This window comes from Aeromonas sp. SE22 (genome assembly GCF_038739755.1).
Taxonomy (GTDB): domain Bacteria; phylum Pseudomonadota; class Gammaproteobacteria; order Enterobacterales; family Aeromonadaceae; genus Aeromonas; species Aeromonas jandaei.
The window spans coordinates 118,274-139,194 of record NZ_JBCGFD010000007.1 but is presented as its reverse complement, the minus strand read 5'-3'; the positions used below and the strand labels follow the sequence as shown (position 1 = coordinate 139,194).

The following is a 20,921-nucleotide window of genomic DNA, read 5'->3' as shown; positions in this document are numbered from 1 at the left end:
AGGCCCATGGCCGATGTAAACAGCAAGATCCGGCAAAGCAATTGCTCCCGCAGGGGATGCCCGTCCCGAGTGGATGGCACGGCTCGCACTCAGAGGCGGCGGCGATACTCCTTGTCGTCGATCTGGTTCATATCCCACTGCATCAGGCGGTTGAGCTGCTGCATGGGATCTTCGATAAGTGGCAGCGGGCGCGGCAGGATCCGCTTGAAGTAACGGCGCAGGATCTGCTGGATCCGGTTCGGTTTGGGATCGATGTGATGGTTCATGGTGAGGCTCCTTATGTTGTTGCTCAGCGTCATCGTCAGTATTGAGTTAAAATGAGGAAGTAAAAACTGATGACTTTTGAATGAAGGGTTTCCTCTTTTATGCCGACCGGTCGCCTCTACCAGCAATTTCAACGGCTCGCCCAGCAGCTTGGCTGCGATGAGCGGGAGATCAGTCTCGCCGAGGTGGCGGAGCTGCTCTGTTGCACCCCGCGCAATGCCCGTCTGCTGCTGCGGCGGATGCAGGATCAGGGCTGGCTCAACTGGACAGCGGAAGCGGGGCGGGGGCGGCGCTCCCGGCTCACTCTGCTCGACAGTCAGGAGAGCCTGACCCGGCGCCGCTTGCGGGATCTGCTCAGTGAGGGGCAGCTGGCGCAGGCGGTGCGGCTGGCCGAAGATCGCCTCGATCTGCTCACCCCGCTGCTGCTCGAGCAGCTAGGTCAGGCCACCCGCGAGGGGCGTCAGATCCTGCGGGTGCCCTACTACCGGCCGCTGCCGCAGCTGCTGCCTACCGGCCCGATGCGTCGCTCTGAGGTGCATCTCAGCCGCCAGATCTTCAACGGCCTCACCTGGCGAAATGAGGAAAATGGGGAAATCGAGGGCGATCTGGCTCACCACTGGGAACAGGTCGGCCCCTGCCACTGGCGTTTCTACCTGCGCCCGGCGGTGCGCTTTCACCACGGTCGAGAGCTGGTGGTGGAGGATGTGATGGAGAGTCTGCTGGCCCTGCGGGATCGCCCGCTGTTCGCCCATCTGGCGCGGCTGGAGAGCCCCTGGCCGCGCACCCTGGATCTCTATCTCGACAGCCCGGATCCCCTGCTGCCCGACCTGCTGGCCGAGCCGGTGGCGGCCATTTTGCCGCGCGAGCTCAAGGGGGAGGCGGGCTTTGCCCTGCAACCAGTGGGCACCGGCCCCTATCGGGTGATCGCCAACGACCCGCTGCAGCTGCGCCTCGCCGCTTTTGACGACTACTTCGGTCTGCGCGCCCTGCTCGACGAGATCGACATCTGGATGCTGCCGGAGCTGGCGGAGCGGCTGGAGAGCCACCTGCAGCTGGGACGCGACAGCCCCGAGCTTGGCATCATGCGCGGCGAGTCGGAGCTCGAATCGGGCTGCTACTTCCTGCTGCAGGATGAGCGCTCCCGTGCCTTGCAGGATCCTGCTCTGCGCTACTGGATCATTCAGCTGCTCAGTCCGGTGGCCCTGATGGCACGGGTTGCCCCCGAGCTGCAACGGGGCTGGACCAGCGCCCTCGGCATGCTGCCCCACTGGCGCGAGGCGCTGCCACCGCCGCAACCCCGGCCACAGAGCCTGCCACAGCGGCTGGTGCTCGCCTGTTTCAACCAGCATATCGAGTTCAACGAGTGTGCCGGTGCCATGGCCGACCTGCTCGGGTCGCAGGGAATTGAGCTGGAGGTGCGTACCCTCGATTACGGCCGCTGGGTGAGCGGCGAGGATGAGGATGTGGATCTCTGGCTTGGTACCCTCAACCTTGAACATGAGGGGCCCTTTGCCCCCTACGGCTGGTTGCAGGGCACTCCGCTGCTGCGCCGGGTGTGGGCCAGCCAGCTGCCGTTGTGGCAGGGGTTGACGCAGTGGCGCGCCAGCGGTGCCGAACCCGGCCCGCGCGCCCTGATGGCCCGGGTGCAGCAGCAGGGCTGGTTTGTGCCGCTGTTTCACCACTGGCTTGAGCTGGAGAGCCGTACCGGCGTGCACGGGGTGCGGATGACGGCGCTCGGCTGGTTCGATTTTCGCAGCGCCTGGCTGCGACCCGAGCTGGTTGGTCAGGCAGAGGGCGATGGCGGGGAGCTTGAGTCCTGATGCGGGGCGCGTTAGCCTGAGCGCGGTTCAACGACAAGGAGTCACCAGCCATGCTGGAAATGCAGATCCAACCCCGCTTTCAGGAGACAGATGCCCTCGGCCATATCAACAATACGGTGCCGGCGGTCTGGTTTGAGTCGGCGCGGGATCCCCTGTTCAGGATCTTTTCGCCCGAGCTGGATGTGCATGACTGGCACCTGATCATCGCGGGCTACACGGTGCAGTTCAAACGGGAGCTGTTCTACGGCCAGCCGGTCACCATCAAGACCGGTGTGCGCCGCATTGGCAGCAGCTCCTTCACCATCTGGCAGGAAGCCTGGCAGCAGGGGGAGCTGGCCGTCACCGGCGAGACGACCCTGATCCATTTTGACTATCGGGCACGGCAATCCATCCCTCTGAGCGAGACTCACCGGGAGGGGCTGCGGGCCTGGTTGATAGAGAGTTAACCCGGGCCTTTCGGCCAACACACAGGACACATATGCGCAATACCGTGATCGCACTGAGCCTCGGCTTGGGGCTGGGGCTCTGCTCCCTGCCGTCTCTGGCGGCAACTCTTGCCGAACAGTTCTCCCTGATGGAAAAGGGGGCCGCCAGTGCCCTCGATACCCGTCTCTTCAGCCACGACGGCGTCGACATCAAGGCCTGGGTCGATGGCGCCCCCGTCATCATCGCCGTGCCCATCATGAACGAGCTGGGCAAGCTGGAGGGGGAGAGCCGCTACTACTTCAAGGGGGGCAAGCTGTTCGGGGTCAAAGAGCCCGCCGCCCAGTTCGCCTTTGATGACAGCGGCAAGCTGACCCAATGGCTGGACGAAAAGGGTCAGCCAGCCGAGTTCGTCAGCAAGATGAGCATGCAGCAGCGTCAGGAGTGGCTCACCAAACGGGCCGCCGAGCTGAGCAAGCTCTTTGCTCCCGGCGCTGCCGAACAGAAGGCCGCCAAGGGCAGCGTCAAGCTCAAGGGGGCTGAGCTCGCCCACTGGCTCTGCAACGGCAAGCTGATGGAGCTGGCTGGTGGCGACAAGGTGATCTTCGAGCAGGAGAAGCTGAAGATTGGCGAGCAGGGGATCGCGGGCGATGTCTCCTTGCGTCAGGAGAAGGGGTGGCAGGAGCTGAGCCTCAAGTGCGAGGTGCAGGGCCATCAGGTGACTCGCCTCACCTGGCAGCCGCTGCCGGCGACCAACAAGCCGCAATAAGCGCACCACAACAAGGGACCCATCGCGGGCCCCTTGTCATTGGCTTACTGCTCCCCCAGCTTCATCCGGGTGAGCGCTTCGACCCGTCGCCACTGCTGTGGCTCGAACCAGCGGGCCAGCAGCTCCTGCTGCTGTTCGGCTTTGGCTGTGGCGGGTAACTGCCCCAACTCGGCCAGATAGCCGTTAAGCTGCTCCTTGAATCCCTGCCGATCCTGCTCAAGCTGATGGATCCTATCCACCGCTTCCGGCCCCGCCTTTTCAAGCAACAGGGCATCCCGTCTGGCTGGCTCCATCTGTTCCAGCGCCTGCAGCTCGCCCAGCAGGCGGCCGTTGGCTTCGGCCTCCTGAAACCACTGGGGCTGCGCCGCCAGCCAGATCTCCAGCTCGCTGGCCAACTCCTTCTTGTCGGCATCGCTTGCTTCGGCCAGCGCCTTGCGGCGCAGGGTCCACTGCTCCATCAGACGATCTTCGGCAAACAGCTGCTCCTGCTCGGCCGGGGTGAAGCTTTGTTGACGCAGTTGCTCCCGCTCGTCGAAGAGGATTTGCAGGCTGGCGAGGGTGATATCGGTGGGCACGGTCAGGCTGCTCTGGGCCGAGATAAAAGCGCGATAACGCTCCTGCAGCTCGTCGGCGGCCTCCTGCACGGGATCGTGGTGATGGTTGCTGGCGGCAGGTACGCCTTGCTGGCGCGCCACCTGCGCAGTCGGGGCTGCCGGCCAGAGCAGCACGCCGCCGAGCAGCAGGGCGATGGCGCAGGGGACGGCGAGCAGGGTGACGATCCTCATAGTCCCAGCTCCTTGAGGCGGTGGGCATGGTCGCGATAGAGGGTGACCGGGTCGGTTTCAAACAGGTGGTGGATGCCGAAGGACTGGTTCACCTCATCCAGATGGTTCATCCGGTAGTCGGTGCCGATCACCTTGCCGAGGTGGCTGCTGCAGACGCCGACCAGCCCGTCATTGGGCTCCTTGAAGAAGGTGCCGGTCAGCGCCAGCGCCGGATCCACCGGATCCAGAATATTGGTCATGTTGCCGCGTCCGCTCCAGGAGAAGTAGTAGACGCCGTTGGTCGCCCGCATCGGCCCCTCGCCGCAATACTGGCTGGGCAGCCCTTCCGGATAGCGCTGGTTGAACTGGCTGGCTCCCTTGCTGGTGAGGGCATCGAGCGCGGCGACCGGATCCTGCGGCAGCTGACTGCCCCCCGAGAGGAGAGAGATGACGCCGGAGAGCGCGTGGGCAGCGGCGGCAGCCAACTTCTCGGCGGCCGAGCCGGGCGCCGCATTGGTGCGCACCAGATCGGCGATGTCGGAGCCGTAGTTCACCCCGCCCACGCTGGTGGCTGAGGCGACCAGCTCAGGGGCGACCGAGGCGACATAACGAATGGTGGGGCCGCCGTGGGAGTGGCCGATCAGGTTGACCTTCTCGGCGCCGGTGGCGGCCAGCAGCAGTTCAATCTGGGCGAGCAACTGCTCCCCCCGCTGCTCGGAGCTGGCGGTAGCAGATACCTGAGCCACGTAGACCTTGGCGCCATCGCGGCTCAGGGCTTGCGGAATGCCGTAGAAGTAGTCGACCCCGAGCAGCTTGTCGAAGCCGAACAGGCCGTGCACCAGCACTATGGGGTAGCGGGTCTGGGTATATCCGCTGGCGTGCGCCAGCATGGGCAGGGTGCAGAGAAGCACCAGAAGCCATCTCTTCATCATCAGCATCCTTGTCGATTTGTCAGGGGTTGTGAGGTGGGGCGGACTCCATGTTCGCCGGTGCCAGTATGGTGGCTGCTTGAGAAACGGGCTGTGAGGGGGATCGCAAGTTGGGATTCAAAAGAGGTTGTGGCCATCCCTGGCCAGCGGTTGAGGCGGGGAGGCGACCTTGTGATGCCTCCCCAACCAAGCGGGAATCAGTGCCACATCACCAGCCGGTACTGCTTTTTGCCCCGGCGCAGCAGCAGGTAGCGGCCGAACAGCCGATCAGCCGTCGTCAGCGGCTCATCCCGGCGGATCTCGCCGTTGAGGCTGATGGCGCCTGCCGCCAGCAGCTCGCGGGCGATTCGCTTCGAGTTGGCCAGACCGCTCTCTACCAGCAGGGTCACCAGATCGGTTTCCCGCTCGATACGGCAGCTTGGCATGCCATCTTGTGCCAGCTGGGACAGATCGCTCTCGCCAAGGCGGGCCACCTCGCCACTGAACAGCAGTTCGCTGATGCGCTGCGCCGCTGCCAGCGCCCCCTTGCCATGCACCAGTTCGGTCAGCTCGTCGGCCAGCACCTGTTGGGCCAGTTTGCGTCCTTGCCGCGTAGCATCCTCCGCCTCCAGCGCCTCAATCTCGGCCAGCGGCATAAAGCTGTAGTAGCGCAGGAAGCGGTAGACATCCTCGTCCGCCGTGCCGAGCCAGAACTGGTAGAAGGCGTAAGGGGAAGTGAGCGCCGGATCGAGCCAAACCGCACCACCCTCGGTCTTGCCAAACTTGGTGCCGTCCGCCTTGGTGATGAGCGGCAGTGTCATGCCATAGACCTGTGCCTGATTGAGGCGGCGGGTGAGATCCATGCCGCTGGTGATGTTGCCCCACTGGTCGTTGCCGCCAATCTGCAGGGTGCAGCCGAGGCGCTGGTTGAGCACCGCGAAGTCCTGGGATTGCAGCAGGGCGTAGGAGAACTCGGTGAACGAGATGCCCTGATCCGGGCGGGCCAGCCGCTGGCGCACCGATTCGCGGGCCAGCATGGCGTTGACCGAGAAGTGCTTGCCGATGTCGCGCAGAAAATCGAGGGCGGACATCTGCCCCATCCAGTCGGCGTTGTTGACCAGCAGCGGCGCCGCCAGCCCTTCGCTGGCTGGCAGCAGCGCTTTTATCTGGGCCGACAGGCTGGCTACCCAGCTCTGCACCGTCTCGGCGCTGTTGAGGTTGCGCTCGGTCGCCTTGAAGCTGGGATCGCCGATAAGGCCGGTGGCCCCACCCACCAGCGCCACCGGGGTGTGACCCGCCAGCTGGAAGCGGCGCAGCATCAAGAGTGGCACCAGATGGCCGATGTGCAGGCTGCCGGCGGTGGGATCAAAGCCGCAGTAGACGGTGCGCGGGGTAGCGAGGTGGTCAGCCAGCGCCACCGGGTCGGAGTTCTGGGCCACCAGGCCGCGTCGGGTCAGCTCATCGAGCAGATGGGGGTTGATCATGGGTTCTCCAACAGCAGAGGGAAAAGGCCACATCCTCGCCGTTCCGGCTCGCGCCGAATATGTCCCTTAGGGGACAGTTTTGCCACTCTCGTGCTAGCATCCGGCTATCGTGTGACCATCGCACAACCATAGCGGGAAGCCTGTCCGCCACCCGGAAGCCATCGTCATGACCCAGCGCCCATGATCCAGACTCTTGCCACAGATGCCATGACCCGCAGCATGACCGAGGTGGTCGATGCCCTGCACGGCAGCGCCTTTCCGGCGGCGCTGGTGCGTCTTATCCAGCAGCAGGTAGCGTTCGATTGCGCCCTGCTGCTCGGGGTGGGGCAGCGCCCCGTTTACCTCTACGACAACCTGCACCACCAGCGTGCGCTGCTGTTCGATCGCTACCTCACCCGCCACTTCAGCCAGGATCCCTTTATGCAGGCGCTGGAACAGGGTATGGAGGCCGGGGTCTGGACGCTGGCGCAGGTCTCTCAAGGTCGGCTCGACCCCGAGTATCGCCACCACTTCTATCAGGCCACCGGCTGGCAGGAGGAGGTGGGGCTGATCCTGCCGGTGCGGGACGGCCTCACCCTGATGCTGTTTTTGGGGCGACTCGACAAGCGCAGCACCCTCAGCCGTGACGAGCTGGCCCGGCTGGAGGCACTGTTTCCGCTGGTGCATTCGCTGTGCCGCCAGCACTGGCGGGAGGGCGCCGCGTTGCTGGCACAGAGTCCGGCACTGCCGGGTGGCGCCGATCTCAAGGCGACCGTGGAGCAGGCCATCGCCAGCGTGGGAGGGGCAAGCCTCACTCGCCGCGAGCGTCAGGTGGCGGGATTGCTGTTGCAGGGGCTCGACACCGAGGCCATTGCCGGTGCGCTCGGCATCGGCAGCGGTACGGTGAAGAATCACCGCAAGCACCTCTACGCCAAGCTGCATCTGCGCTCGCGGGCCGAGCTGTTCCGCTTCTTCCTCAATCACCTCATTACGGCGCCTGCGGCTGTCAGCGAAGAGGGGTAACGGGAAATAAAGAGCCCGCCAGGTGGCGGGCTGTGGTGCTATTCGATTCGGGGGAGGCTACTGTCGGCGCCGCGAGGAGGGGTTAGGTGTTCATAGCGGGATAGCAAGCGCTTGAACTCTCCCCCCTGTCTGACCTTGTCGAGCGCTTGTTGTATTTTGGCGACCTCTTTTTTGTCGGCCCGTGGGTTGAAGGCAAAGCAGTTGTCCTGTTCCTCCAGGATGGCGATGGTGACAAAATCTTCAGGTTTGAATCCCAGCTCTTTCAACTGGTGAAACAGCATCACCTCATTGCCGGCAACCAGATCTGTGCGGGCCATGATGAGCTGGCGCACCACCTGATCCATCCGCTCTACCGACATCAGGTTGAGCGGGCTGACCCCACGGTTGAGCAGCAGCTGTTCACCTACATCCGCCTGCATCACCCCGATATGCAGTTTGGCGAGATCCGCTTTGCTGGTCACTTTGGGGGCATCCTTCTTGCGACCGACCAGCGCTACCCGAGAAAAGCTGATTGGGCAGACCCAGAGGAAGTGGGGATCCCGCTCTTTGGTGTGAGCCGTGGTGAAAAGAACCGCCTCCGGCTGTTGGGTCAGCAGATACCAGCCCCGCGCCCAGGGTAGAAAATGGATCGGCTGAACAGGTTCGCCCAACTCACGCCATACCAGCCGCAGCAACTCGACGGCCATCCCCACCGGTTGGCCATTTTTGTCCTGCCCGTTGAGGGGCATGTTCTGCTCCGAGTAGTAGATAAAGGAATGGGCAGGGAGCGCGACAAGCAGGGCAAAACCGAGCAGAGCAGAGAGCAGACAACGCATGACACACTCCTTGTGCGGATAGACTGGTGTTACCTAACAGTCTATGTGGCCTTTGCCACAACTTCATGATCAGATTGCACGATATTGCCACCCGGTATGGTGGAAAGTAACAGGCCACCTTGCGGTGGCCTGTGGCATTACTTGAGCAGGGCTTCCATCTCTGCTTCTGCCTTGGCGCGGGCTTTGGCCTCTGCCTCTTTGGCGGCATCGGCTACGCTCTCGCCCGCGGTATGGCTGGCGGCACTCACCTGCTGCGTGGCGGTAGCAGCGCTGCTGACAGCCTGTTTGGCTGGCTCGATGGCTGTTTTGGTTGCTGCCGGTGCTACGGTAGCCGCTGCACTGCTGACTGCCTGTTTGACGGGTTCGACGACGGCCTTGGTTGCTGCCGGAGCTGCGGTCGCGACTGCACTGCTGACTGTCTGCTTGGCGGGCTCGACGACGGCTTTGGTTGCTGCCGGTGTTGCGGTTGCGACAGCACTGCTGACCGCCTGTTTGGCGGGCTCGACTGCGGCTTTGGTGGTTGCTGGAGCTACGGTCGCGACGGCGTTGCTGACCGCCTGCTTGGCGGGTTCTACGACGGCTTTAGTGGCTGCTGGAGCTACGGTAGCCGCTGCACTGCTCGCTGCCTGACTGGTTTGGACTACCGCCGCTTTGGTTTCCTGAACGGTCGCGGTGGTGTTGGCGACAGCCTGTTTGGCCGGAGCAACCGCGGCCGTTGCACTCTTGGCTGCACTGGCGGCGCCAGTGGTTGCGGCCTGAGTGGTTTGTCCGGTCAGCTTGCTGGTGGTGCCGCTGATCGCTTGCGTGGCACTGTTGGTCAGGGAGCCGGTGACGCTGCGGGTGGCGTTGCCGATCGCACTACCCAGCGAGAAGGGGGCGGTGGCACTCGAGCTGGCACTGCTGCCCGTCAGCGCGTTGCTGGTGGTGGCAAGGGGTGTCGCTGCTGCCTGCCAGCCCTGCATGGCGGTTGGCCAGACCGGAGTGGTACCCGCCAGATTTTCGCCGAAGGTCTGGGTGGTGCCATCCCCTTTTTGCAGCAGTACGGACATCTGGTTGGTTTGCGAGTTCCAGACCATACCCGCCTGTTTGGCGATGTCGGGTACGGGGGCATACTCGGAGAGCACGTAGAAGAGCGGCCCCTCCTGCTGCAGCTTGTTGGCAGTCTTGAGCAGCTGCATGGTGGTGTCGTAGTTGGGGCCAAGGATGGCAGTCATCCGATCCTTGACGAGAGGCTGTTCGAACAGGTTCGCCTCATTGGGATCGAAGCCGACCAGTGGCTTGAGCAGGGCCCACATCAACTGGCTGGTGGGGCTCATCATCAGCAGAGGGGCAACACAGGCGGACAACATCAGGCTCAGGCAGGCCGCCTTGAGCAACGGCATGATACGCATTGGGATAATATCCAAATAACGATTTGATAAATAAGGTTATATTTTGTCTTGAACGGACAAGTTCACCGGAATTTGACGGCTGACGACAAGAGATAGTCAGCGGGCGCAGGCAGGCTACCATATTGGTTCCGGAATACCAGTCAGCCTTGCATTTGCCGGTAAAGTAAACACGCGGTATGGTCGCTCCCTATTGGCTGAGCTCACCGCAGTAAAGGAAGAGTCCATGAAAAATCGAGTTTTTTGGCTGCTGGCATCCTGCTGGCTGTTGCCCGTTCATGCAGCTACTGATACCAGGGTGGCTGGCGAGGGGAGCAGTACCCAGCTGGTATTGCCGCTCGGTTCCCTGCCGGAGCGGGTCTGCTGGTTTCAGGATCAGAAGTACTCGCAGGGCGCCCGTATTCTGCAGGGGGATATCTGGCTGGAGTGTGGCCCGCAGAACGATCTGGAGAGCAATGGCCCGCTGGTCTGGCGTTCGGCGGCGACCGTATTGCCGGCGACCCGCGATGATCGACAACAAAAAACGATTTCGGTTGGTCAGTGACCCATTTCTTGATCCAGCTAAAGACAAGGGCGTGATCCCTGTCGCATAATGCAGCTCCTTCTTCTCATGGCTGGAACCTAAGAAATGGCTCGTCGCTCTTCCAATGCACAACGTCGTCGCAGTAGCTGGTGGTACAAACGCCTGTTGGCAAGGGAGCGGCAAGAGCGCGAAGCGCGTTCTGTCCGTGATTGATACAGAAGTAAAAAAACGGAGCCTCGGCTCCGTTTTTGTTATGTGTTGCCGTCAAATCCGGCCAGCGTTCCCCATTGCCAATGGCTTGATGCCACGTATCCCCAAGGAGCAGATGCCGTGAAAGTCGAAGTAGTTCCCTACCGTCCCCAATGGCCAGCCCTCTTCCAGGCAGAAGCAGACCAACTGCGCAGCCTGCTGGATGAGTGTCTGCTCGCAGTGCACCATATCGGCAGCACCTCGGTCAGCGGGCTGGCGGCCAAGCCCATCATAGATATCCTGCTGGAGGTCTCCTCGCTGGAGCGGCTAGACCAGCAAAACGGTCTGCTGGAAGTAATGGGGTACGAAGCGATGGGAGAGTGCGGCATCTCGCGGCGTCGCTATTTTCGCAAAGGCGGCGATGAGAGGACGCACCAGATCCATGCCTTCTTGCAGGGGGATCCCCATGTCGTTCGTCATCTGGCCTTTCGTGATTATCTCAGGGCTCATCCTGCCATCTGCCGGGAGTATGCCGCTCTGAAAGAGACGGTTGCAGCGCAGTGTGAGAACCGGATCGAGCGCTATTGCGAGGGCAAGAATGACTTTGTGAAAGAGCACGAGGCGAGAGCGCTGAGCTGGCTGGCCAGCAGGCGTTAGAAACCCGGTGTCGTACCTCAGCTACGGCCCGGCGAATAAGTGGGCTGGGGGGATGTGCAAATCAGCCGGATATTGCATGATGGGGGTTTCGAGAAGGAGCCTCATATGTCGATTACCATCCGTCATGCCGAACCCGCCGATGCCCCCGCCTTGCGGGATCTTTACGCCATGCCCAATGCCCAGGCGGGCACTCTGCACCTGCCCACACCTCCCCTTAGCCAGTGGCAAAAACGGTTGGAGAACGGTGATGTGGTCGCCTTGGTGGCGGAGGCCGATGGGAGACTGGTGGGTCAGATCTCATTGCATGTGGAGCCCAATCCCAGACGCAAGCATGTGGCCGGGATTGGCATGGGTGTGCGGGATGACTGGGCCGGTAAGGGGGTTGGCTCTGCCCTGATGGCCGCGGCGCTGGATCTGGCCGATAACTGGCTCAACCTGCACCGGATTGAGCTGACGGTTTTTGTCGATAACGAAGCGGCGCTGGCGCTCTATCGCAAGTTCGGCTTTGTGGAGGAGGGGCGGGCCCGCGATTATGCCTTCCGCCAGGGGCGCTATGTGGATGTGTTCTATATGGCCAGAGTCGCGGGGGGCGCCAGTCGCTAACGGCATGGTCGATTATCAGGCCAGATTGCGCCCGGTGATCCGGGCGCTGGAGCAGAATCCCGATCTCTCCATCGAAACGCTGGCAAGCAGTGCCTGCTTGTCTTTCTACCATTTTCACCGGGTGTTTACGGCTGTGGCGGGGGAGACGCCCGGGGAGATGTGTCGTCGTCTGCGCATCCAGCGGGCTGCTTGGCAGCTCTGCTATACCGATGCCAGTGTCACGGCCATTGCGTTGGGGGCGGGGCTCGCCAGCTCCCAGGCGTTTGCCAAGGTATTTCGCCGTTACTATGGTTGCACGCCGGGAGAGTTTCGCCACGACAAGAGCAAGAATGGACACTTGATGAGCAAGGATGGACACGCATTTGTGAAGCCGAATCCTTATGCTGAGGGTCACTCATCTGCAAGGAGCAATACCATGAAAATCATCGAGATGGACGCCCGTACTCTGGCCTATATACGTGTCACCGGCCCCTATGGCGATGGGTATGACCCCGTCTGCAGCCAGCTGCATCAGTGGGCCAGCGCCCGCGGTCTGGAAGGTGGGGAGTGGATCTTCATCTATCACGATAACCCCGAGGTGACTCCGCCAGCTCAGTGTCGCACTGACATCGGGGTGACGGTGCCTGCGGGGACGGTGGGGATGGGAACGGTCGAGATCCAGCTTATTCCCGCCGGTCGTTACGCCCAGTCCCGTTATCTTATTACCGACCGCAGTCAGTATGGCCCTCGTTGGCAGGAGCATATCGGCGACATCGTTGCTGCCGGGCTGGAGTTTGGCAATGGTCCCTGCTTCGAGCTCTATCACAGCATGAGCGATGATCCTGTGCAGGACGATGTCAGCTTTTGCTCCAGCCTAAAGGGGTAGGGCGCAGCAAGACGGAAGGGATGGTACAGAACGTCGCGCAGAAACGAGAGAGCCGGACAGTGTCCGGCTCTTTTTATATCAGCGGGCGCTGATTAGCGCTGCAGGCTCTTCTGGGCGAACTTGGGTCTGGCATTCATGATCTGCTCCACCTGCTCGTCGCTCATCTTGCCACGCGACAGCCCCAGCACCTTGTAGGTGAGCAGCGGTCGGGCAGGCAAGGCGATCATCAGGGCGCGGATCTGGTTCTCGTCCTCTTTCTCGCGCGTCGGTTTGCCGTAGGCGTAGGTGAGGACGCCGGCATCCATCAGGTTTTTGACGGCGGGCTCGGTGATCGGCAGGTTTATGACGCTTTTACGCTGCAGCACGAACTCGCGCAGCACCGCCTTCTCGTTGAAATCGAGGAAGCTGATCATCTGGGCCAGTTGATCTTGCTGGCGGCGTGCCTGCCACTCGTCACAGGCCCACTCCCAGGCGATCAGGAAGCCCTGACTGCAGAAGTAGGAGATGGCGATCAACATGCCGACACCCAGCCAGGCCGCGTGGGTCGTGGCCCACTGGCTGACTGCACCCTTCATCAGTCCGGCCGGAAACAGCAAAATGATGCTGCAACAGAGCAACAACCAGACCATCATCCAGTTGAGGCGGTTCAGTTGATAGAAATGTTGGATCCACCGTTTCATTGTTCATCCTTCCCAAACTGTTGTGGATAGTGAACTACCTACAGCAATCGGTGTGCCAACAGCGCAATGGCAGCGGGGAGGGGAGGCTGGCGAGGTTACATTCCCTTACAACTTATTGAATGAGTTGTCATTAATTTGCCTTGTGAGGCGGCGGTCGAGTTGGTAAAACATCCCCTCAGTCATTGGGGAGTAGCAACCCGTCCGCATTCCGGGCCGGGCCCATGTCAACACTCTTGGATCCTCGTATCCATGGCATGGGCGGCGATAGGCACTATCGCTCTGCAAGACCTTTGGCCTCGATATGCACGCCAGCCGGGCGAGCCATGTCGGGTCCATCGGTTATTCTGCTCGCCTGGCGGTATCTATTATGTTGATTACCCTGCTGTTATTTCTCGTCTCTGCGGTCACCATCTACCTTGCCTGCGAATACTTCGTCAACGGCATCGAGTGGACCGGCCACCACTTCAAACTATCCCAAAGCGCCACCGGCTCCCTGCTGGCGGCACTGGGTACGGCGCTGCCCGAGTGTATCGTGACCCTGACCGCTCTGCTGATGGGCAACACGACCGCCCAGCAGGAGATCGGCATTGGCGCCGCCCTTGGCGGGCCGCTGGTGCTGGCGACCATCGGCTATGCGGCAGTCGGCCTAACCCTGCTGCTTTGCATGGGGCGTACCGAGCGCGCCATCGATGGCGAGGTGCAGCGCGAGATTGGCCGGGATCAGCGCTGGTTTATGGGGATCTTTCTGGTGGCGACCGCGCTGGGGCTGGTCGCTTTCACCGGCAAGAGCTGGCTGGCCCCGCTCTTCCTGCTGGTCTACCTCGTCTATGTAAGGCGCGAGCTGAAACAGAGTGACAGCCACGAAGTCGAATTGCCGGAGCCCCTCAAGCTGGCCCCAGATGCCGGGATCCCGCCCCTTGGCAAGGTGTTGCTGCAGACGCTGGCTGCGTTGGTGGTGGTAGCGCTGGCGGCCCAGCTGTTTGTCCATCAGCTGGAGAGCATGGGCGAGCAGTTTGGTCTCTCGCCGGTGCTGGCAGCCCTGTTGCTGAGTCCGGTGGCGACCGAGATGCCGGAGCTGATGAACGTGCTGATCTGGGTGCGGCAGGGCAAGAACCGGTTGGCGCTGGCCAATATCTCCGGGGCCATGATGATCCAGGGCACCATCCCCAAGGCGTTTTGTCTGCTCTTTACCCCCTGGCTGCTGGATGGCGCCATGATGGCCTCCTCGCTGGTGACGCTGTTGGCGGTCGGGTTGCTCTGGTGGGGGTTCAGAAAGGGAACCATGACCGCCGGACGGCTGGCGCTGGTCGGTCTGCTCTATCTCGGTTTCTGCGGCTGGCTGCTGGTGCGCTGAAACGGGAAGCGCGGATATGAAAAAGCCCCCTTGGCAGGGGGCTTTGTTGTATCGGTTGGGCAGCGCTTACAGGGCGGCGATCTCGGCCTGCTGGGCTTCCAGCTTGGTCAGCTGGAGACGGTAATCTTCCAGCTTCTCGCGCTCTTTGGCGATGACCGCTTCCGGCGCCTTGGCGACGAAGGCTTCGTTGCCAAGCTTGCCTTCGATGCGGCCGCACTCGCCCACCAGACGGGCAACCTCTTTGGCCAGACGGGCCAGTTCCGCATCCTTGTCGATGAGACCGGCCATCGGGATCATCAGCTCGGTAGCACCGATCAACTTCTTCACTGACAGCGGGGCGGTTTCTCCGTCCGCCAGTACGCGGATGGATTCCAGACGGGCCAGCGACTTGAGGAAGGCCTCGTTGTCAGCGGCGCGCTGGGCATCCTTGGCATCGCACTGGAGCAGCACGTTGAGGGGCACGCTCGGCGCCACGTTCATCTCGGCGCGGATGTTGCGGATGCTGACGATGAACTCCTTCACCCACTCCTGATCCGCCATCGCGGCTTCGTCCACCATGGCGGCGTCGAACTCCGGGAAGGCCTGAATCATGATGGTGTCGGCGTGTACGCCGGCCAGCGGGGCGACCGATTTCCAGATGGTCTCGGTGATGAACGGGATGATCGGGTGCGCCAGACGCAGCAGGGTTTCCAGCACGGTCACGAGGGTGTGGCGGGCAGCGCGCTGCTCGGCCTCGGAACCCTTGGTCAGTACCGGCTTGGTCAGCTCCAGATACCAGTCACAGAACTGGTTCCAGATAAATTCGTACAGCACGCCAGCCGCGATGTCGAAGCGGTAGGTATCGAGGGCGGTACGGAAGTCACGGATAGCCACCTGCAGCTGGGACTGGATCCAGCGATCCGCCAGGCTGAACTGCATTTCGCCACCGGCAAAACCGCAATCCTGATCTTCGGTGTTCATCAGCACATAGCGGGAGGCGTTCCACAACTTGTTGCAGAAGTTGTTGTAACCATCCAGGCGCTTCATGTCCCAGTTGATGTCACGACCGGTAGAGGCCAGTGCCGCCAGGGTGAAGCGCAGGGCGTCGGTACCGTGGGCATCGATCCCTTCCGGGAACTGCTTGGCGGTACGCTTGGCGATCTTCTCGGCCATCTGCGGCTGCATCATGTTGCCGGTGCGCTTCTCCAGCAGGTCTTCCAGCGAGATGCCGTCGATCATGTCGAGCGGGTCAAGCACGTTGCCCTTGGACTTGGACATCTTCTGGCCCTCTTCGTCACGGATCAGACCAGTGATGTAGACGGTCTTGAACGGGACTTGCGGCTGGCCGTTTTCGTCCTTGATGAAGTGCATGGTCATCATGATCATCCGGGCAATCCAGAAGAAGATGATGTCGAAGCCGCTCATCAGCACGTCAGTCGGGTGGAAGGTCTTGAGTGCCTCGGTGTTGTTCGGCCAGCCCAGGGTGGAGAAGGTCCACAGGGCGGAGCTGAACCAGGTGTCGAGCACGTCTTCGTCCTGACGCAGGGTGGTTACGGACGGGATGCTATGCTTGGCGCGCACTTCATCTTCGCTGCGGCCAACGTAGACGTTGCCGGCATCGTCATACCATGCCGGGATGCGGTGGCCCCACCAGAGCTGACGGGAGACGCACCAGTCCTGAATGTCGCGCATCCAGGAGAAGTACATGTTTTCGTACTGCTTCGGCACGAACTGGATGCGGCCATCTTCTACCGCCTCGATGGCGGTCTTGGCCATCGGTGCCACGCGCACGTACCACTGGTCGGTCAGCATCGGCTCGATGGGCACGCCACCGCGATCGCCGTAAGGCTGTTGCAGCACGTGATCCTTGATCTCGTCAAGCAGACCCAGCTCTTCCAGCTTGGCCAGAATCGCTTTACGAGCGGCGAAGCGCTCCAGACCGGCGAACTCGGCCGGCAGGGCGGCGTCGTAGGCAGTGCTCGGGTTGCCGTTGGTATCGACCACTTCGGCCTCGGCACGCACGTGGGCATCCAGAGTGAAGATGTTGATCATCGGCAGGCTGTGGCGCTTGCCCACTTCGTTATCGTTGAAGTCGTGGGCCGGGGTGATCTTCACGCAACCGGTGCCCTTCTCCATGTCGGCGTGTTCGTCGGCAACGATGGGGATCAGACGGTTCACCAGCGGCAGCAGGATGTGCTGGCCGATCAGCGCCTTGTAGCGCGGGTCTTCCGGGTTTACCGCAACGGCGGTATCGCCCAGCATGGTCTCCGGACGGGTGGTGGCGACGATCAGGTAATCCTTGCCTTCGGCGGTCTTGGCGCCGTTGGCCAGCGGATAGCGCAGGTGCCACATGTGGCCCTTGATCTCGCGGTTCTCCACTTCCAGATCGGAGATAGCGGTGTTGAGTTTCGGATCCCAGTTCACCAGACGCTTGCCGCGGTACATCAGGCCATCTTCGTAAAGACGGACAAACACTTCCTGCACGGCGGCGGAGAGACCCTCATCCATGGTGAAGCGCTCGCGCTCCCAATCCACGGAGTCGCCCAGACGGCGCATCTGGCGGGTGATGGTACCGCCGGACTCTTCCTTCCACTGCCAAATCTTGTCGATGAAGGCATCACGGCCGTAATCGTGGCGAGTCTTGCCCTCTTCTGCCGCGATCTTACGCTCAACCACCATCTGGGTGGCGATACCGGCGTGGTCGGTACCTGCCTGCCACAGGGTGTTCTTGCCCTGCATGCGGTTGTAGCGGATCAGGGTATCCATCAGGGTCTGCTGGAAGGCGTGACCCATGTGCAGGCTGCCGGTGACGTTCGGCGGCGGGATCATGATGCAGAAGGAGTCTTTGCTGGTGTCGCCGTGGGGCTTGAAGTAGCCCTGAGCTTCCCAGTGCTGGTAGAGCGCCTGTTCGATGGCGTTGTGATTAAAAGTCTTTTCCATGGTCTCGCCGTAATCTGGATGGATGGATTCTGGTGTTGATTCGTCGTGGATCACTGGCGGCGCAGTCAGGGCTGCGCCGGATCCGGTGCGGCAAGGACGGGCTGATCCCTCATCTCGAGGGCATGGCCTGCCTGGCGATAGTGCTTGTAGCGCTCGCGGGCTTGCTGCTTTTGTGTTTCGTCAGTGGGGACAAAATCTACCACTTGAGCGAAGTGTCCTGCAAACAAAGGTGTCTGTTTGGCCAGATTGATGAGGCGGGCGTAGCGCCGGCGTGGCGGCTGGTGGCCGATCTCCACCGGCGCCTGACCGCTTTCGCCCTGCAGCTGGTGCGGTACGAAGCGCTCCGGCGGCAGCTGCCACAGCAGCTCGTCGAGGCGCAGAGCCTGAGCCTCATCGTCGCAGAACAGGTAGATATGGCCCGCACCCCAGCTATCGGCTGCGAGCTGGCAGGCGAGCCGTTCGATGGCCGAAGCCTGCGCGTCACCCTGTTCACTCATCAGGTAAAAGGTCACTTGGCTCATCAGGTTGATCCCGTGTTGCAGTGACGGACTATTGACCGCCTCATGAGGCTCGCGGGGTGTTTCTCCGCTCGCAACTCACTGATTCAAGAATGAAACAAGGAAGAGGCGGGCCTCTTCCTTGTGATTCAGGGTAACGCCAACCCCGTTGATGCACGCATCAGACAGGGCGAAAGGGTTACTCTTTCTCTTCGATATCCACGCCAGCCCGGTTCAGCAGGAACTGGGTCAGCAGGGGCACCGGACGACCGGTGGAGCCTTTATCCTTGCCACTCTTCCAGGCGGTCCCGGCGATATCCAGGTGGGCCCAGTTGTACTTCTTGGTGAAGCGTGACAGGAAGGCGGCCGCAGTAATGGTACCGGCCGGACGACCGCCGATGTTGGCCATGTCGGCGAACGGGCTGTCGATCTGCTCCTGATACTCGTCGAACAGCGGCAGACGCCAGGCGCGATCACCCGCCTGCTCGGAGGCGTTGAGCAGCTCGTGGGCCAGCGGGTTGTGGTTGGCCAGCAGACCCGAGGTGTGGTGACCCAGCGCGATGACGCAGGCACCGGTCAGGGTTGCCACGTCGATCACGGTGTCCGGTTCGAAGCGGTCCACATAGGTCAGCGCATCGCACAGCACCAGACGACCTTCCGCATCGGTGTTGAGCACTTCGATAGTCTGGCCGGACATGGAGGTGAGGATGTCACCCGGACGATAGGCGTTGCCACCCGGCATGTTCTCGCAGCCTGCCAGCACGCCAACCACGTTGATCGGCAATTGCAACAGTGCCAGCGCATGCATGGTACCGAGCACGGAGGCGGCGCCACCCATGTCGTACTTCATCTCGTCCATGCCGTCGGCCGGCTTGATGGAGATGCCGCCGGAATCAAAGGTCAGACCCTTGCCGACCAAGACGATGGGCTTGGCGTCCGGATGACCCTTGTACTCGATGATGGCCATCATGGCTTCGTTGTCGGAACCGCGAGCCACTGCCAGATAGGAGTTCATGCCGAGCTCGGCCATCTCCTGCTCGCCCACCACCTTGGTAGTGATGTTGTCGTAGGCATCGGCCAGACGACGGGCCTGAGAGGCGAGATAGGCCGGATTGCAGACGTTGGGCGGCATGTTCGCCACGTCGCGGCAGACCCGCACACCCTTGGCCACGGCCAGACCGTGAGCGATGGCTTTTTCACCAATGGTCAGTTCTCGACGCGTCGGCACGTTGAATACCAGCTTGCGCAGCGGGCGACGTGGCTCGGCCTTGTTGGTCTTGAACTGATCAAAGCTGTAGAGGCCCGCCTTGGTGGTTTCTACCGCCTGACGCACCTTCCAATAGGTATCCCGACCCTTGACGTGCAGCTCGGTCAGGAAGCAGACCGCTTCCATGGAGCCGGTTTCGTTCAGGGTGGTGATGGTCTTGTTGATGATCTGCTTGTACTGGCGTTCGTCGAGTTCCCGCTCCTTGCCGCATCCGACCAGCAGTACGCGCTCACTGAGCACGCCCGGTACTTGATGCAGCAGCAGCATCTGGCCTGGTTTCCCTTCCAGGTCGCCACGGCGCAGCAGCGAACTGATATAGCCATCGCTGATCTTGTCCAGTTGTTCGGCAACCGGAGAGAGGCGACGAGGCTCAAATACGCCGACTACGACGCAGGCGCTCCGTTGCTTCTCAGGACTGCCACTCTTTACACTGAACTCCATGGAATCTCCTACATCCTAAAGACAAAAGGCACCTTTTATTGAATAATGCGGTGCTTGTTGGGGTATCAGAGGCGGAGCGAACAGCCACTGGCTCCGCAGTTTAAACTGGTAAAAATCCAATATACGGCCCTATTTTTCAGGCATTCGACTAAAAACACAAGTTTACTTGGGAATGACTGTGATCGTTTTCCGATATTTGTTCAGGGAAACCCTGAAAACCCAGCTGGCAGTGTTATTCGTGTTGCTGCTTATCTTTGTCAGCCAGCAATTTATCCAGATTATTGGCGACGCTGCCGACGGCGAGGTACCGACACGTCTGGTCTCTACCCTGTTGCTGCTCAACCTGCCCAACATGGCGTTGTTGATGCTGCCAATCAGCCTGTTTTTGGCCATCTTGTTCGCTCACGGGCGCTTCTATGCCGAAAGCGAGATGACGGTGATGCATGCGGTTGGTTTCAGCCACCGTTTCGTGATGCGCAATGCCATGTTTCTGGCGCTGCTCACCGCCGCTGTCGCAGCCTTCAATACCGGCTGGATCGCCCCGCAGGCGAAGGAGCGCGAGTATCAGGTGATCGATGATTTCAAGGCCGACCCCGGCATCTCGTTCCTGCAGGCGGGTCGCTTTATGGAGCTCGACAAGGGGCGTCTGGTTGCCTACATCCAGGATTTGAATGATAACGGCTCCAAACTGCACAAAATCTTCGTGCTGCAGCGACCCGAAGGGAACAATCCCCCCTCTGTGGTGGTGGCATCCGAAGGGGTGGTGACGGTGGATGCCAACGGTTTACAGTGGCTGACCCTGATCGATGGCTCCCGCTACGAGGGCAACTTCTCCGGCAAGCAGTTCCAGGTCTCCGATTTTCGCGAGTACGGCCTGATCATTCGCCAGCAGGAGATGGAGCGCTCCAACCGCAAGGCGGCAGCCAGGCCGACCATGGAACTGTTCGGTACCCAAGACAACGCCATGATGGCGGAGCTGCAGTGGCGTCTCTCGTTGCCGCTTTCGATTCCGGTGCTGACCCTGCTGGTGGTGCCGCTGGCGCGGGTCAATCCCCGTCAAGGCCGTTACGCCAAGCTGCTGCCTGCCATCATGCTCTATCTCTCTTACTTCCTGCTGCTCAGTGCCGCCCGTTCGGCCATCGACAGCGGCCGGTTGCCCTACTGGCCGGGGATGTTCCTGGTTCCGCTCGGTTACCTGCTTTTTATTGGTTTGCCCCTCAACCTGCAGGGCACCAGCTGGTGGAATGGGGTGAAAGGGCGTTATTTCAACAGAAAATCAGCATGATGCT

20 protein-coding genes and 1 riboswitch are annotated in these 20,921 nt (G+C 61.5%); of the genes, 10 read left to right on the top strand and 10 right to left on the bottom strand.

The window, feature by feature from the left end:
- Positions 1-89: 89 nt before the first annotated feature.
- Positions 90-266, bottom strand: coding sequence for a hypothetical protein (locus tag AAHA39_RS13155; protein WP_320655661.1), 177 nt, complete (start codon positions 264-266; stop codon positions 90-92).
- A gap of 99 nt (positions 267-365) precedes the next feature.
- Here AAHA39_RS13155 and sgrR point away from each other — a divergent pair, with 99 nt between their 5' ends.
- Genes sgrR through AAHA39_RS13140 form a run of 3 tightly spaced genes read left to right on the top strand, consistent with a single transcriptional unit; the run spans position 366 to position 3,276 of the window.
- Positions 366-2,084: an HTH-type transcriptional regulator SgrR gene (gene sgrR / locus AAHA39_RS13150; protein WP_320655659.1), complete on the top strand. Its 1,719-nt coding sequence runs from the start codon at positions 366-368 to the stop codon at positions 2,082-2,084.
- A 50-nt stretch (positions 2,085-2,134) separates the two neighbouring features.
- A complete protein-coding gene (locus tag AAHA39_RS13145; RefSeq protein WP_033115515.1) occupies positions 2,135-2,530 on the top strand; it encodes an acyl-CoA thioesterase in 396 nt (131 codons plus the stop codon).
- A gap of 32 nt (positions 2,531-2,562) precedes the next feature.
- A complete protein-coding gene (locus AAHA39_RS13140) occupies positions 2,563-3,276 on the top strand; it encodes a hypothetical protein (protein WP_320655655.1) in 714 nt (237 codons plus the stop codon).
- A 44-nt stretch (positions 3,277-3,320) separates the two neighbouring features.
- On the opposite strand, the gene AAHA39_RS13135 is transcribed toward AAHA39_RS13140, so the two are convergent.
- The 3 genes from AAHA39_RS13135 to tyrS form a co-directional block, all read right to left on the bottom strand.
- Entirely contained in the window at positions 3,321-4,061 is a 741-nt protein-coding gene (locus AAHA39_RS13135) for a lipase secretion chaperone (protein WP_320655653.1), read from the bottom strand.
- Entirely contained in the window at positions 4,058-4,969 is a 912-nt protein-coding gene (locus tag AAHA39_RS13130; protein WP_042030171.1) for a lipase family alpha/beta hydrolase, read from the bottom strand. Before AAHA39_RS13130 ends, AAHA39_RS13135 begins: the two co-directional genes overlap by 4 nt.
- 197 nt (positions 4,970-5,166) lie before the next feature.
- Positions 5,167-6,432: a tyrosine--tRNA ligase gene (tyrS, locus tag AAHA39_RS13125; RefSeq protein WP_320655651.1), complete on the bottom strand. Its 1,266-nt coding sequence runs from the start codon at positions 6,430-6,432 to the stop codon at positions 5,167-5,169.
- Positions 6,433-6,612: 180 nt separating this feature from the next.
- Here tyrS and AAHA39_RS13120 point away from each other — a divergent pair, with 180 nt between their 5' ends.
- Positions 6,613-7,434, top strand: coding sequence for a helix-turn-helix transcriptional regulator (locus AAHA39_RS13120; RefSeq protein WP_320655649.1), 822 nt, complete (start codon positions 6,613-6,615; stop codon positions 7,432-7,434).
- 38 nt (positions 7,435-7,472) lie between these two features.
- On the opposite strand, the gene AAHA39_RS13115 is transcribed toward AAHA39_RS13120, so the two are convergent.
- Positions 7,473-8,249 carry a substrate-binding periplasmic protein gene (locus tag AAHA39_RS13115; protein WP_320655647.1) on the bottom strand — a complete coding sequence of 259 codons (777 nt, stop codon included), beginning with the start codon at positions 8,247-8,249 and terminating at the stop codon, positions 7,473-7,475.
- Positions 8,250-8,386: 137 nt separating this feature from the next.
- Entirely contained in the window at positions 8,387-9,640 is a 1,254-nt protein-coding gene (locus tag AAHA39_RS13110; RefSeq protein ID WP_320655645.1) for a hypothetical protein, read from the bottom strand.
- A 223-nt stretch (positions 9,641-9,863) separates the two neighbouring features.
- Between AAHA39_RS13110 and AAHA39_RS13105 the strand changes: the two genes are divergently transcribed.
- The 4 genes from AAHA39_RS13105 (at position 9,864) to AAHA39_RS13090 (ending at position 12,474) form a co-directional block, all read left to right on the top strand.
- Positions 9,864-10,181 (top strand): DUF1496 domain-containing protein, encoded by a 318-nt coding sequence (locus AAHA39_RS13105; protein WP_320655643.1) that lies wholly within the window; start codon positions 9,864-9,866, stop codon positions 10,179-10,181.
- A 309-nt stretch (positions 10,182-10,490) separates the two neighbouring features.
- Positions 10,491-11,006 carry a GrpB family protein gene (locus AAHA39_RS13100; protein ID WP_041210082.1) on the top strand — a complete coding sequence of 172 codons (516 nt, stop codon included), beginning with the start codon at positions 10,491-10,493 and terminating at the stop codon, positions 11,004-11,006.
- A 105-nt stretch (positions 11,007-11,111) separates the two neighbouring features.
- On the top strand, positions 11,112-11,609 hold the full coding sequence (locus AAHA39_RS13095; protein WP_041210083.1) for a GNAT family N-acetyltransferase: 498 nt from the start codon (positions 11,112-11,114) through the stop codon (positions 11,607-11,609).
- Between the two features lie 4 nt (positions 11,610-11,613).
- Positions 11,614-12,474, top strand: a complete 861-nt coding sequence (locus tag AAHA39_RS13090; RefSeq protein WP_320655691.1) for an AraC family transcriptional regulator — start codon at positions 11,614-11,616, stop codon at positions 12,472-12,474.
- 92 nt (positions 12,475-12,566) lie between these two features.
- Here AAHA39_RS13090 and AAHA39_RS13085 read toward each other — a convergent pair whose 3' ends face one another.
- Positions 12,567-13,154, bottom strand: a complete 588-nt coding sequence (locus AAHA39_RS13085) for a superinfection exclusion B family protein (RefSeq protein WP_041210085.1) — start codon at positions 13,152-13,154, stop codon at positions 12,567-12,569.
- 172 nt (positions 13,155-13,326) lie between these two features.
- Positions 13,327-13,434: riboswitch (yybP-ykoY riboswitch) on the top strand.
- Between the two features lie 87 nt (positions 13,435-13,521).
- On the opposite strand from AAHA39_RS13085, the gene AAHA39_RS13080 reads away from it, so the two are divergent.
- Positions 13,522-14,508, top strand: a complete 987-nt coding sequence (locus AAHA39_RS13080) for a sodium:calcium antiporter (RefSeq protein WP_320655638.1) — start codon at positions 13,522-13,524, stop codon at positions 14,506-14,508.
- 66 nt (positions 14,509-14,574) lie between these two features.
- Here the strand turns inward: AAHA39_RS13080 and AAHA39_RS13075 are convergent, their stop codons facing one another.
- From AAHA39_RS13075 to pepA, 3 genes are all read right to left on the bottom strand, one after another.
- Positions 14,575-17,427 (bottom strand): valine--tRNA ligase, encoded by a 2,853-nt coding sequence (locus AAHA39_RS13075; RefSeq protein WP_320655635.1) that lies wholly within the window; start codon positions 17,425-17,427, stop codon positions 14,575-14,577.
- A 65-nt stretch (positions 17,428-17,492) separates the two neighbouring features.
- Positions 17,493-17,948 carry a DNA polymerase III subunit chi gene (locus tag AAHA39_RS13070; protein ID WP_320655633.1) on the bottom strand — a complete coding sequence of 152 codons (456 nt, stop codon included), beginning with the start codon at positions 17,946-17,948 and terminating at the stop codon, positions 17,493-17,495.
- A 175-nt stretch (positions 17,949-18,123) separates the two neighbouring features.
- Positions 18,124-19,632, bottom strand: coding sequence for a leucyl aminopeptidase (pepA, locus tag AAHA39_RS13065; RefSeq protein WP_033115499.1), 1,509 nt, complete (start codon positions 19,630-19,632; stop codon positions 18,124-18,126).
- Positions 19,633-19,804: 172 nt separating this feature from the next.
- Between pepA and lptF the strand changes: the two genes are divergently transcribed.
- Entirely contained in the window at positions 19,805-20,917 is a 1,113-nt protein-coding gene (lptF, locus tag AAHA39_RS13060) for an LPS export ABC transporter permease LptF (RefSeq protein WP_320655631.1), read from the top strand.
- Positions 20,918-20,921: the final 4 nt, after the last annotated feature.